General features: G+C 39.5%; 14 protein-coding genes. 1 reads left to right on the top strand and 13 read right to left on the bottom strand.

The genetic code is table 11. The features are described 5' to 3' along the window. Window position 1: 1 nt before the first annotated feature. From AACR09_RS15090 to AACR09_RS15035, 12 genes are read right to left on the bottom strand one after another with little or no spacing between them, the layout of a single operon-like run. On the bottom strand, window positions 2–1,318 hold the full coding sequence (locus tag AACR09_RS15090) for a TadE/TadG family type IV pilus assembly protein (RefSeq protein WP_108099581.1): 1,317 nt from the start codon (window positions 1,316–1,318) through the stop codon (window positions 2–4). 1 nt (window position 1,319) lies between these two features. Then, a complete protein-coding gene (gene tadF / locus AACR09_RS15085; protein WP_029222437.1) occupies window positions 1,320–1,904 on the bottom strand; it encodes a tight adherence pilus pseudopilin TadF in 585 nt (194 codons plus the stop codon). Continuing rightward, window positions 1,894–2,430, bottom strand: a complete 537-nt coding sequence (locus AACR09_RS15080; protein WP_193835304.1) for a TadE/TadG family type IV pilus assembly protein — start codon at window positions 2,428–2,430, stop codon at window positions 1,894–1,896. The genes tadF and AACR09_RS15080 overlap by 11 nt, the downstream gene beginning before the upstream one ends. Then, window positions 2,427–3,557 (bottom strand): tetratricopeptide repeat protein, encoded by a 1,131-nt coding sequence (locus AACR09_RS15075; RefSeq protein ID WP_193835303.1) that lies wholly within the window; start codon window positions 3,555–3,557, stop codon window positions 2,427–2,429. Before AACR09_RS15075 ends, AACR09_RS15080 begins: the two co-directional genes overlap by 4 nt. Then, complete coding sequence (locus AACR09_RS15070; RefSeq protein ID WP_017077518.1) at window positions 3,554–4,420, bottom strand: type II secretion system F family protein; 867 nt, start codon at window positions 4,418–4,420, stop codon at window positions 3,554–3,556. The genes AACR09_RS15075 and AACR09_RS15070 overlap by 4 nt, the downstream gene beginning before the upstream one ends. After that, window positions 4,420–5,334 (bottom strand): type II secretion system F family protein, encoded by a 915-nt coding sequence (locus tag AACR09_RS15065; RefSeq protein ID WP_065104643.1) that lies wholly within the window; start codon window positions 5,332–5,334, stop codon window positions 4,420–4,422. Before AACR09_RS15065 ends, AACR09_RS15070 begins: the two co-directional genes overlap by 1 nt. After that, window positions 5,331–6,596: a CpaF family protein gene (locus AACR09_RS15060; protein WP_009845561.1), complete on the bottom strand. Its 1,266-nt coding sequence runs from the start codon at window positions 6,594–6,596 to the stop codon at window positions 5,331–5,333. The genes AACR09_RS15065 and AACR09_RS15060 overlap by 4 nt, the downstream gene beginning before the upstream one ends. Continuing rightward, window positions 6,593–7,786: an AAA family ATPase gene (locus tag AACR09_RS15055; protein WP_065104642.1), complete on the bottom strand. Its 1,194-nt coding sequence runs from the start codon at window positions 7,784–7,786 to the stop codon at window positions 6,593–6,595. The genes AACR09_RS15060 and AACR09_RS15055 overlap by 4 nt, the downstream gene beginning before the upstream one ends. 2 nt (window positions 7,787–7,788) lie before the next feature. Then, window positions 7,789–8,250, bottom strand: a complete 462-nt coding sequence (locus AACR09_RS15050) for an ATPase (protein WP_193835302.1) — start codon at window positions 8,248–8,250, stop codon at window positions 7,789–7,791. Further along, window positions 8,250–9,575: a type II and III secretion system protein family protein gene (locus AACR09_RS15045; RefSeq protein WP_193835301.1), complete on the bottom strand. Its 1,326-nt coding sequence runs from the start codon at window positions 9,573–9,575 to the stop codon at window positions 8,250–8,252. The genes AACR09_RS15050 and AACR09_RS15045 overlap by 1 nt, the downstream gene beginning before the upstream one ends. Before the next feature lies 1 nt (window position 9,576). Then, complete coding sequence (locus AACR09_RS15040; protein WP_193835300.1) at window positions 9,577–10,353, bottom strand: pilus assembly protein CpaB; 777 nt, start codon at window positions 10,351–10,353, stop codon at window positions 9,577–9,579. Between the two features lie 60 nt (window positions 10,354–10,413). Next, window positions 10,414–10,632, bottom strand: coding sequence for a Flp family type IVb pilin (locus AACR09_RS15035; protein WP_193835299.1), 219 nt, complete (start codon window positions 10,630–10,632; stop codon window positions 10,414–10,416). Window positions 10,633–10,796: 164 nt separating this feature from the next. On the opposite strand from AACR09_RS15035, the gene AACR09_RS15030 reads away from it, so the two are divergent. After that, window positions 10,797–11,300: an A24 family peptidase gene (locus AACR09_RS15030; RefSeq protein WP_322621711.1), complete on the top strand. Its 504-nt coding sequence runs from the start codon at window positions 10,797–10,799 to the stop codon at window positions 11,298–11,300. On the opposite strand, the gene AACR09_RS15025 is transcribed toward AACR09_RS15030, so the two are convergent. Then, entirely contained in the window at window positions 11,301–12,185 is an 885-nt protein-coding gene (locus tag AACR09_RS15025) for a LysR family transcriptional regulator (RefSeq protein ID WP_017077509.1), read from the bottom strand. Between the last annotated feature and the right edge of the window lie 234 nt (window positions 12,186–12,419).

Below are 12,419 nucleotides of genomic sequence, written 5' to 3'. Positions count from 1 at the left end.
GTTAATCCTTTAGTTTTCCGGTTTCTTCATTAATCAAATTCAAAATGTACTTGTATACATCTTCGCCATCTTTAGCGTGATAGATGTTCTTCTTACCAAAGCAATCTCCAAAGCCATCGGTTTCTGCCACTTTATAATTAATACCAATGACACCCATCGTGACTTTCGTTTTCTCAGCTTCAGTTGGCGCATTACTTTGGAAACGATTTCGTTTCGCTGAAATGGTTGAGCGCAGCTTTTTACATAACCCCTGATCCACCAATTTTTGCAAATAACTATCATCTCCATCTTGACCATCCGATAAAACAATAAACACTTGCTCAGGGTTTAGATTGGTTGCTTTGTTCGCCTCTTGAGCTGCAGCAATGATTCCATTCCAAGATGACGTTCCCCCTGCCGCTTGTAATTGAGTACTCATTAATTGAGACCGAAAATCGTCATAGTCTTCAGTCAATGGGATATCATAAAACTTGTAATACTTAGAAAACTTAACGTTCTGAGTATAGATTCGCTCAATCTCGTATCGACTCATCCCCCACTTTGGTTCGAGAATTTCGTTATACACAACGGGCTTGTCAAACATTCGCCTAACCGTTGTCGCAGGAGAGTTTCGAGCGTAATCATAAGCGTATTTCTTTCGCCATGAACCGTAATAACCATAGGCGTTAACTCGTACAATCTTGTCTGTTTTTTTAACATGAAGCGGGTTGTACCCGAGTAAAGCTACTCTGCTTTTTTCTTCCGTGTTGAACTCTTCAATGTCATCGACGACTCGTTTAATGGTCTCTTTCACGACATCGAGCTTCATTTTTCCGTTCTTCCATGGGTTACCCATAGAACCACTAAAGTCACCGATAAAGTAGACATCAACAGGCTGAGGGAGATACTTGCGCGTAACTGCTCGCCCGCTCACCGAAAATTCTGGCTTTAAGTTCATCTCTTCGTACGCGATCCAAGACGTATATTTGGCAGTCGCACTCACCACAAAGTCACTAAACGGAGCGAGTTCACCACTGGCTTGAACACAGCCATCTTTGTACTCACACTTACTTGTATACACCGCAACATCAACATCATCTGTGTTATCAACAACGTATCTATCGACTAAATAGCGTGCATACTTTACGTTCTTTTCTTCGTCCTCTTTAGGACTCGCGATGAGAGCCAAGCTAGCGACTTCTGCGGCTTCCAATAACCTCGTGTGTGCTAGCATTTGTTGAGACATCTGCATCGAAAAGGCCATAAAAATAACCATCATAGGCAATAGACCAACGAACAAAATACCGGCGACACCTCGGTTTTTCTTTATCGATTTCACCTTAAACCCTCGCAAATGAATAAGATGTACTTACAAGCCGAAAAACCTCTCCGTTGGCGATCCCAATCAAATTAGTTGGGATTTCATAACAAAGAGACACCTGATACATAGGTAATCTGCGCCCTCGTGATGTGATAGGGAGTATTTCTATCGCTTTTTCTTTGGTGATATCACTCATGTCCGGAAAGTCACATCCGTGTATGCTCCCTTTAGTCAGAGTCTTTTGAACCCTTCGGTAATTCACTTTCCCTCCAGATAAAGCCGTTTCTTCTAGTCTTATCTCGTCGATACGCATCCCAAATTTGGTTTTATCAAAGTTTGGAATCATTCGTTTCATCGAAGCAGAAGCAATCACAAACGCGTTGTGTTCTGTTTTTCGACAGTCACCCGCACAAATATCCATATTGGCATTAAACAATTGTTTTCGTTCAGCAAAGATGGTGGTCAATGAATAAGAAGCTCTGTCGAGTTGACCCTTTTTATTAATGGCTAGCATATGGTTCACGACAACAACAAAGATCCCTGACGCAAAGACCAAAACCATCGCCAACTCAACAGCAAATGCACCTTTTTGTTTAACTTGCACAACCTGCTCCCTGACCAATTTTGAATGAACATCTTTCATATTCTTGAATAGTGATAATTTCACGCTTGATAGGCATATCTGGGAACCATATCGATACAATCGGATCATAGGTGTATTCCAAAGCGTAAACAGCCAATGCCATGTCTTCCGGTTCATCTTTCTTATCTGGGCATTTATCAGCGGAAGCGTAAGTATCCGTGCATTTCAAAAATCCCTCGTAGTCTCGAAAATAGTTAACATGAATAACTACACTCCCCTCTTTGACTACGTTGCTCCACAAAGATCCGCCCGCTTTGTCCAACTCGTCTTTGATCATTTGGCCGTAGTTAATAGAGTTACTACTGCTCGAGTCGCCCGCTTTTTTTGTTCGCATCACCGCTGTCGTTAATGCGTGATCAGTCATGCTCATTGAGAAGGTCAAAATACAGATTTCAACCCACCCAAAGATAATAGCCAGAAAGATCGGAATACCCATGGCAACTTCAACCGTCAACGACCCCTTTTGCTTTCGTTTAAACGATTTCATAGTCGGACATACCTTTTCTTGGTGTAATCAACAACGAATGCTCCCTTAATATCAATACTATTTAAGAACGCTTTCGCTTCATCTAAGTCATTAAAATCACCAATGCAATAGCGCTTCCACAATCCATGTGTATACGAATAAACAGAGCCATAATTTGTTTTTAAGTAATTCAAGAAATCCGAAGGAATCGCCGTATACGTCGCTAACACTTGTACTCGATAAATAGGTTTTGCACCGGGTTTAAGTTTTCTTGGGTCAAGCACCGAGCCATCGACACTGTGTCTAGAAGTTTGAAACTCCCCAGTCGTATCCAATTTACTGACTCGCGATGTCGGTGCGACAAAGCCACCTGAATTAACTTGAGAACCAATAAGCTGTTGTTCCATTTCTATCGTTGACTGTGTCACGGCCTTCTTCCCTTTGCTTTTAGATATTGACCTCATTAATGCAGATAGCTGCTTGTGAGCCTGCTCATCACTATTCGAATGTTTTAGAACTTCCAACGCGATATCCGGTCGCTGAGATTTAACCGAAGATAGAATCAAGTTAGAACTCACTCTCTGGTCGTTTGGATTTGACAGGTAAAGGTCATATAAAATGTCCGTCGCACCCAAATAGTCAGACTGCATTATTTTTACAACGGCGATATTGTTTCCGGCTTCTCTGTCTGAGGCTCCTTGCTTGCGACTTTCCTCAAAATGCTCAATAGCTTCGGTAAATCGCTTTTGTTGCGCTAATATTTTTCCGGTTAAAAGTTGATATTCATATTCTGCTCCACCTTCATCCCGATAATTTTTTAGCTCTTCTAATGCGTACTCAAAGTTTTTTTTCTGATAGTAAATTCGAGCATTGGTTAGAATGAATTCCGGATCATCAAGGTCACTTTCACTAAAGGTGCTTCGATATAATTCAGCCGATTTGATATCTTTAAGATCTAGATACAAATTAACAAGCTTTACTTTATATACCGAGTCAGATTGGATATTCGCCTTATAAAACTCTATAAGCTTTTGTGAATCACCCGATCCAATAAGCAATTGTTCTTTGGTATCAAGTTGATTATTAACCGTTGTACAGCCAGAGATTAAAACCAACATGATTACGGTTAATATATACTTTCTTATCACATCAACATCCTCAAAATACCAGGGGCAGCAATTAGCACAACAATAGGAACCATGATAAAGGCGATAAGTGGGATTGACATTTTTGCCCCCATCTTTCCAATCCGTTCTTCTAAATCCATCATGTTTAGCTCTCGAATATCAGTAGCTAAGGTCGATAATACGGGACCGACAGAAGAACCAAATTGGAGGCTCTGTACCAAGGTCATTACGAAACTTTGTGACTCACTGGTTGGTACGAGTTCGTAAAATTCTTCCAATGCCTTTTCAAGACCCACCAGGCGCGAGCGTTCGACTGTCACTCTCACAACATGAGCAAGGTTACTGTCTACTGAGTGAAGTTCTTTCGCCAAGTACTCTAGGCTAGACTCAATAGTCATACCGGTATGGACACAAACATTCATAAGATCGAGTAAAAAAGGTAACCTTGAACTGATGTGCTTTATATTGGCTTTGCCTCGAGCAGACACATAGGAATCCGGCGCGATGACAAACGCTAATAAGGCCCCCAATAAATACAGCAAAGAAAATATTACTTCGGTTTTACCGTTAAAGAAGTCAAGACCAATTAATACTAGGCAGATACTAAAAGGGATTATTTTCAATAAATAGTAAGCATCAGCAAGGAAGTCATTGTAAAAACCAGCTGCGACTAACTTCCGTTTAGTTTCATGCTTATTGAAACTAAGCCGAGACAAAATAGCCTTAAATAAATCCGTTCGTTTCTTTTCTTCACGTGTTGAACCAATTATTTTTCGAGTTTCTATATTTGCTCTCGTGTTATCCCAGAAACGCAAGCAATACGTTGCTAGAACCATAGAGATAATAAATATGACACTCCAAACAATGGCGGTTTCAAAGTCCATCAATTGACACCTCGCAAAATCAGCCAGATGCAAAAGAAACCTAATAATTCGCTCACTAGAACGTAATAAAAAATAGGTTGTCCCGCTTCCTCAAACATAACAAAGCTGTAGTTCTCAGGGCTTGTAAACTTCAAGATGATAAGAAAAATTACGGGCAAACAGGCGATAATTTTGGCAGAAGCTCGCGCTTCTGAGGTCAATGCATTTTTCTTTTTCTCAACAGCTCGAGAATCAAACATTAGTCGATTAATTTTATTGATCACATCTTTGAGCTGACCACCCCGAGCTAGGTTGATTCTTATCGTTGAAGCGAAAAAGAAATACTCTAAATAAGGAAAAGTATTGCTGCTACGCTCAAGAACATCATCAGGGTCTTCACCAATAAGTAATCGCTCAGCCATAAGCTTGAACTCTTTGCCCACATCATTATCAAGCTGCTTACCCACGTACTCGAACGCATGAATGATGCTTTGACCAGAAGAAATAGCGCCGCTCAAAATGTTCAAAGCGTCTGGGAAGTTAGTTTTGAAACGATCCATCTGTCTTTGCTTTAACTTTGTGTAAAAAACAAAGAACAAGATCGGTTCAGCAAGGAGTAAGCAAACGAAATAATCCTGACGCAAGAAAAACTCATTGATCGCATAGACTGCCGATGCTGTCACAGACACAAATAGGATTAACTTCAAAGACATATTAGGTTGAAAGACTTTGATAGTCTTCTTGTAACTTTTCCTCAACCGGGCTTTGTAACTCTCTTCAAACTGTTGTGAATCAATAACAGAGCGAACACCTTTAACCCCTTCAAATTCAGCTTCCATCTCAATTAAGCTGCTCAATTTTTTGTTTTGACGAGAACGATGGATAAGGAAGTAAAGTAGCAAAGCGCTCCATGAAACAATCAGTATTAAGGTCATGTAAATATCTCCTTTACTGCTTGTTCTAAACCAAAGAATTTTGCACGTTCATAAATCACAGAACGAGTCGATAAACCGGGTGTTCTGAACTCACCTTCCATCTTTCCATCTTTGAAATTTGAAGTAGCTTCATAACGAAAAATGTCTTCCATCACCACGCTATCCCCTTCCATCCCGATAATTTCAGAAATGTACATCACCTTACGGCTGCCATCGTGGAGGCGCTTTACTTGAACGATAAGGTCCACCGCACTAACGATGGTTCTACGTATTGCTGATATCGGCAAACTCGCCGTAGCCATCATCACCATGCTCTCAGTACGAGCAATGGCATCACGAGGTGTATTGGCGTGCAATGTCGACATAGAACCATCATGCCCTGTATTCATCGCTTGAAGCATTTCAAAGGCTTCACCACCACGACACTCACCAACAATAATTCTGTCCGGGCGCATACGAAGGGCATTAATCACAAGGTCTCGAGCGGTGATTTCTCCTGTTCCTTCAACGCTAGCTTGTCGAGTTTCAAGCCTAACAATATGAGGTTTTTGTAGCTGTAGTTCAGCAGCATCTTCAATAGTAACAATACGTTCAGTTTCGCCAATGAACCCAGATAACGCATTCAACAATGTCGTCTTACCTGAACCCGTACCACCAGAGATCAATATGTTGCACTTGCAGTGACTGGCTATAGACAACAGCTTTGCCATTTCCACAGACATGGCACCAAACTCAGCTAGATTCTCAAGCCTAATTTTTTGTTCTTTGAACTTACGAATAGAGATAGATGTACCATCTATTGCAAGCGGGGGAATTACAATATTGACACGACTGCCATCCATCAAACGAGCATCACAAAGAGGTTTCGATTCATCAATACGACGACCTACATTCGAAGCGATTCGTTTAGCGATGGTGTTCAGTTGCTTCTCATTAACAAATTGAATGGGTGACTGTTCAACTTTGCCATTGATTTCAATGAAAATATCGGAAGGTCCATTGATCATGATATCCGATATGTCATCGTTATCGACCAAAGCTTGCAGCGGCCCAAGACCTTTCAACTCATCGAGTAATGCTTTAACTAGATCAACGCGCTTAAGAGAACTGACTTGCAATTGCTTTTTGTCGATCAATATATTAACTGAATCTTTAAGCTGTTCTTCTAGCTCTTGATTACTGATTTCAACAAGCGTCGCGGCGTCCAAAGCATCGAAGATTTCATCTCGAAGCTGGATGTAAATTTCTTTTAATTGATTCATTTTCTAAACAAACTGAAACGTGATTTGGTTTTAATTTTCTTGCCTGTTAACGTGGCAACCATACTCAGAACGGCAGTCGAGGACTTAGATTTAAGCAGCTCATTGATACCCTGCTGCACCACTATCTTTTCTAGTGACGGCTCGTACATAAAATCAATGCTATCTTTGGCTTTGATCCTCTCTTTTGCGCTTGCGAGCGTCACCATGAAATCTTTCGCTGGTCTATTCAGATTGAAAATAATCTGGTGTTCAGATTTACCGATCTTCTTCTTCAACGAGTTATATGAACGCAATGAGGAGACTGAAGGTTCGCAAACAATGAAGATACGGTGATATTTATCTGACAACTCCTGATCATGCATCTCTTCGTAGCAAGACAGCGGCGCTGAATCGATAATAAAGTTATATTGATCAATCAGTTGACTCGAAAGGTTGTACAGCGTCGACGCATGATCAGAAAGGCAGGCAACATTCTTCTCTAGAACCAAATAATCAAGTTTCTCTTTAACGCCATGCACATAGGTTTTCGCTATCGCACTGTCAATGTCGATCTGATTTAAATCGATACTATTGTGCTTAGCTTTCAAGCCTTTTACACCAATATAAATGTCGCTGTTTAGCGCTCCTGAATCATGATCCACCAAGAGTGTCTTTAGGTTTGCTTGCTCTGCTAAGGAATGTGCTAAAACAGAACTTACGCAAGATACTCCAATGCCGCCTTTGGTTCCTAAGACCAATATACGTTTAGCTACTCGCGTTTTTTTAACGGTGCTTTCTCCTTCTTGCGTCGCCTTTAATGCCGCGAGTAACGCATCAAGCTCAGAGTCCCACAAAACATAAGTAGCACCCAGAGAATGCACTTGGTTACGCAGTTTTATAGAGTCGACATCGCAGAGAACAAGCAAAGATATGTTCACATCTAAGCGAATGGAAATCTCAGACACTTGCTCAATAACGTTGGATGCGCTGCGAAGATCAAGTACAACATGATTGAGCTTGATGTTTGACTGATTCCAAACACCATCTAAATCAATATCAGTCACTTCCAGCGGTTTAGGAAAGCCTTCAATCGCATATAGATCATTAATCGATTCAGTTAAGGCGCTATCGTCTGAAACAATGAGATCGGTAGCCTCAACTGTCGACTTCATTTTCGAAGACGAATTACGAAACAAGATATCCAAGTCCATAGCTATTTCGCCTTCTTAATTGGATTGACCAAGCTAATATTACGATTGTGTTCGACACTACAGCCAAATTGATAATCTTCCCTTTTTGAGAACACCATCACGCCACAGTCACTGCTTTTAATTCGGACATATCGACCTATGATTAGGATGTTTTTTTCTTGGTCATGATCGGCAAGCTCGACTTTGTATCTGTCTTTCGAGATGGACTCTGACTTAAATCGATCGCTTAACTTCGCGACAAACTCACTCACATTAGGCTTATATCTAACCAAAAACGTCGCCTTCGGCTCTCTTACGTTGAGATCTCGAATAAAAGCCACAGAACGAGGCATCGAATCTTCATCAGTCGTCATGTCAAATTCAAAGCGTTCCTCTAGTTGTTCAATAACACTAGAGTTCGTACTATCCAGATGAGTACACGCAGAAGTGAATAAAGCTATTAAAGTAATAACGATCCATCTCATTAATTGAACCCTCCTTGGTTGATTGTATCTTCCAACTCAGGCTCATCGAGATCTGAGAGGTCTATTCTTAGCAATCGTTCGAGATCACTGGTACGTCTAAAGCTTGGTAACTTAACTTGTTCTTGCTCTACAGGATCAACGAGATTGACAGTCGCAACAATGATCAGCTCTGTTTTAGAGCGGTTCGTGGAAGTGTGGCTAAATAGAGCCCCAAGAATTGGGATATCCCCCAAAATAGGAATCTTGGTGAGCGACTCTCGCTCTTCTGAGGTCAGTAGTCCTGCTAGCACAAAACTTTGACCATCTTTCAAGTGAACTGTTGTTTGAGCTCGTCGAGTTCGCAAAGAAGGCACAGAAATTAGACCTGTCGTAGTTTTGTTCGATTCATCAATAGAACTGACTTCAGGGATCAAGGTTAAACGGATATTTTCCGTATCAGTAACCTTGGCAACCATGGCCAACTTAACGCCGTACTCTTTATAAGAAATGGTAATACCATCTTGATCTCGTACCGCAATTGGGATCTCACCACCCGCGAGAAAACTGGCTTGTTCGCCCGAAATAACAGATAAGTTTGGCTCTGCCAACACGCGACCGATTTTGTCATCTCCACTTGCGGAGATAACAGAAACGATATCTTGAGCCGTAAAGTCAAGGAGCTTATTAACAAAAGTACCCGGTTGGCCACTATCACTATAGGTAACACCTAACTCAGTAAGAAAAGAACTCGAGACTTCAGCAACCGTCAGCTTAACGTTAATTTGTTCAGTGGTGAGAACTTTTAAGTTATTAATTACCTGGTCATAATTGTACTTTGCCGTGTACTCTAGCTCGTCTACAGCCTCACCGTCTGCATCCTTTAATTCATAAGCTGCACGGCGACGATCTTTCTTCAGCATTTCCCCGACGAGACGATTAATCTTTTGTTTGATCTCTTCACTACCAACAATGCCATCCAACACAACTTGGTCACCTACATTTGACACCACAACATTTTCATCAGGGAATCGAGCAATGAGCGTTTGCTTCAGTAACCTTAAACTTTGGTTAACTACCAATTCTGCGTTATAGATTTCGTTTCCACCGCGATCGTAAACAATCACCGAGGTCGTGCCTTGGCCAACGCCGTAAACCACAACCTTGTTTTCATCGATAATTTTGTAGTCAGCGATTTCTTGATTCGCCACAAATACCGTTGATATCTGTCGCTTCAAATTAATGGTTTTCGCAGCACCTTGATCCAAGTTCATTAATTCTGATGCGAGCAATGGACATGAAAGAATCCCGCACAATAGCAAGGCTATATTTTTCTTCTTTAAAGTCATGTTATTCCTTACCACGTAATTCTCTGACACCAAACTGAGTTTCTAAAAGGTCACTACTGCGGATAGATAAATAGCGATTCTCGATTTCTGATGGAATGATATTCACATCACCGATTTTTTGAGCCATTTCGAGCTTCAAAACACTGCGCATATTTAATGCAATGACTAGACTGTATTTTTTATCTTCGGCATCTTCAGAATCAGTATCTTCACTGCCTATTATTACCTGCAGCACGCGAGCTCCGCTAATAATCACTCGGCTAACGAGATCACCGATATCACCATATCCGTTCTCAACGAGATTTGACTTAGAGGAAGTTGTGGAAACGAAGCTCACTTTATCTCCGGGGGTAAGGGTTGCGGTCTGTACTACTCCAATACCGGTTACTTCATAAAAATAAGGTAATTCACCGTCATTTAATGACAGGTACATATAGTCTCGATCTCCAGGGTTAGAGATCATATCTTGTGTTAAGTAAGTACCTTCAGAGATGTCCTCCTTAAAGAGAGCACCAGGTTTAACAATAAGGTCATCTTCTAACGTATAGTAGTAACCATCTAAATCAGATATATGGACAAACTTCTTGTCATAAAAATTAGGAGTTAGCGGTTGAGAACGCTTTATCGCTTTCTGAGTGACTAAAATACTGACCTTAGGTTCTTCTTGCTCCTGTACTTCCTGTGGTTCTTCGTCAGTTGAAATATAATTAGTATTGATATAAATCAGTGTTGAAAAAATAGACAACGCAACGAGAAATAGAATAATAATTCTGTTCATATTAAGCCTAAAACAGGGGCTACAGCCCCTAAAAATAAATTTAAATTCTATTAATTAACTTTAAGGCGTGGCAGTCGGAGTCACCGAAGTCAAATTATTTGTCACAGCTGTAAGCGCACCTTTAATAGCTTTTTCTAGTGCTGGTGTATTAAATGCCGCAAGTACTAAAGCCGACATCACAACAGCAATAATTGCATATTCCACAGCGGTAACACCGCGTACATCATCTTCGAACTTCATTTTTAGTTCAGCTAGCTTTGCTAAAGTTTTGTAATACATAATAATCCTATAAAAATTATATTGACCATTGGTCTAATTGAAATTGCGAGTAAAATTTACCCGATACAAATACATAGATCTAATTAATATTTATTATGATCGCATAACATAAACTTATTACAGCCAACATAAGTGTTTTTTATGGATCTATAATAATTCACAGTATGGTTTATATTGATATAGATGACGATTACCGATACCCTATATTTATGAATATAGATTTATTACTTTATGCCACTTTAATTTTTGTAAACTTTTTAATATTAGTATGCGTGTGTTTTTTCGATGGAAAGCATAGAAAGATACCAAACAATCTCAGTAAGACTGCTTTAATATTTAGCATTTTTGTCGCGTTGCATAACGGTCACTTGATGTCATCTTTACCCATTGCAGTTCTCTGCTTCGTGGTGCTCTTGATATTTTGGTACCTAAAAGTGATAGGCGCTGGAGATGTGAAGTTACTTTGTGCCTTAATCATTGGAATACAACCCGAATTAGTTACATCAACATTGATTTTTATAGGGTTTCTTGGTGGTGTGGTCGTTTCAATTATGTACATAATAGGAAAAGTGGTAGGGTTTGATAGCTATAAAAAAGGCATCCCTTACGGGATACCTATTGCTTTAAGTTGTTTTATTTTTAGCACAGTATCAATATTGTCTAACTAATCACATAATATTATGATTCAATACAGGTGTCGAAATATCACTAATTTGAAATAGCTGTTGAATCTTATCTTTAATTCCTAATGTCTCTAATTCTTGTGAAATCTCATCACTACACCAAACATACATGTTCACTTTTTGACGTAATGGTATTGTTTTACAATTATTATTACATATTGACCACTCAGGAAAAATAAGAATAGTACCATTTGTTTCCAATTCATTTTTTAAGAACTGACATGAGCTTGTTTTTACCCAACTTGATACATGTGAAGAATCAATATTATAGTCATTAAGCAATTCTTGAACATAAGATTTAGGCAGAGAACTACAATAAACAACTCTCTGTGGGTAACACTCGTGTGGGTCAAGTGAATTAGAATGTGCGATAACATAATTCACGGTTTTTAACTGATAAGATTTTCCATTATCTTGTGAAATTCTATCCATCGTGAATATTAAGTCGTAGCGAGACGAGTCCAGTAGAGAAGACTTAGTAAAACTATTTATGGACAAGTCTATATTGTTCAACATTCTAAATTCATTGATTACTCGTTCCACCATATCGAAGCAAAAAGATTCAGCAATCGCTATATTGAATTGATCTCGTAACTCCACTTTTTCTAGATCTTCAAACAACCTTTCGTACATAGACATTGTTTGATCTGCGTAATCGAGTAATACTTTTCCGTGTTTGGTGAGTAAAAATCCTTCTTTTCTATCAAAAATACTGGCCCCAATCGTATTCTCTATCTTTTTAATATGTTGAGAAACCGCAGGCTGTGTCATAAATAGAGACTCAGCTGCAGCTGTAAAACTTTTGTGTTTAGCAACGTGTGAAAATGTTCTTAAATATTTGACGTCGATAGACCTGTTGACGTTTTTCATGGTGCAAACTACCCCGATGTTGCGTTATTTTATTAATTATTCTTATTAAAAATCAGCGTAAAAGTAACAATAGTGTCATTCAGATACAAAAAAACATTATTTATATAGTCATAAATAATGTTTATATCCATCTAAATAAACAAATAAATTTTCCGCACCAACAACTGATTCACAAATCCCTATGTGCTTTTACAAACAACATATTTCACTTGTCATTCGTGTTCCAGAGTCCTT

The organism is Vibrio sp. OPT20 (assembly GCF_963889365.1).
GTDB lineage: Bacteria > Pseudomonadota > Gammaproteobacteria > Enterobacterales > Vibrionaceae > Vibrio > Vibrio splendidus.
Note: the sequence above shows the minus strand (reverse complement) of the source record. Positions and strands in the feature narration are given on the sequence as shown.

Bases quoted from the DNA above. Each gene is read 5' to 3' on its own strand.
- AACR09_RS15080 (WP_193835304.1), bottom strand. From the start codon at position 2,430: ATGAAATCGTTTAAACGAAAGCAAAAGGGGTCGTTGACGGTTGAAGTT.
- AACR09_RS15070 (WP_017077518.1), bottom strand. From the start codon at position 4,420: ATGGACTTTGAAACCGCCATTGTTTGGAGTGTCATATTTATTATCTCT.
- AACR09_RS15065 (WP_065104643.1), bottom strand. From the start codon at position 5,334: ATGACCTTAATACTGATTGTTTCATGGAGCGCTTTGCTACTTTACTTC.
- AACR09_RS15060 (WP_009845561.1), bottom strand. From the start codon at position 6,596: ATGAATCAATTAAAAGAAATTTACATCCAGCTTCGAGATGAAATCTTC.
- AACR09_RS15055 (WP_065104642.1), bottom strand. From the start codon at position 7,786: ATGGACTTGGATATCTTGTTTCGTAATTCGTCTTCGAAAATGAAGTCG.
- AACR09_RS15050 (WP_193835302.1), bottom strand. From the start codon at position 8,250: ATGAGATGGATCGTTATTACTTTAATAGCTTTATTCACTTCTGCGTGT.
- AACR09_RS15045 (WP_193835301.1), bottom strand. From the start codon at position 9,575: ATGACTTTAAAGAAGAAAAATATAGCCTTGCTATTGTGCGGGATTCTT.
- AACR09_RS15040 (WP_193835300.1), bottom strand. From the start codon at position 10,353: ATGAACAGAATTATTATTCTATTTCTCGTTGCGTTGTCTATTTTTTCA.
- AACR09_RS15035 (WP_193835299.1), bottom strand. From the start codon at position 10,632: ATGTATTACAAAACTTTAGCAAAGCTAGCTGAACTAAAAATGAAGTTC.
- AACR09_RS15030 (WP_322621711.1), top strand. From the start codon at position 10,797: ATGGTTTATATTGATATAGATGACGATTACCGATACCCTATATTTATG.
- AACR09_RS15025 (WP_017077509.1), bottom strand. From the start codon at position 12,185: ATGAAAAACGTCAACAGGTCTATCGACGTCAAATATTTAAGAACATTT.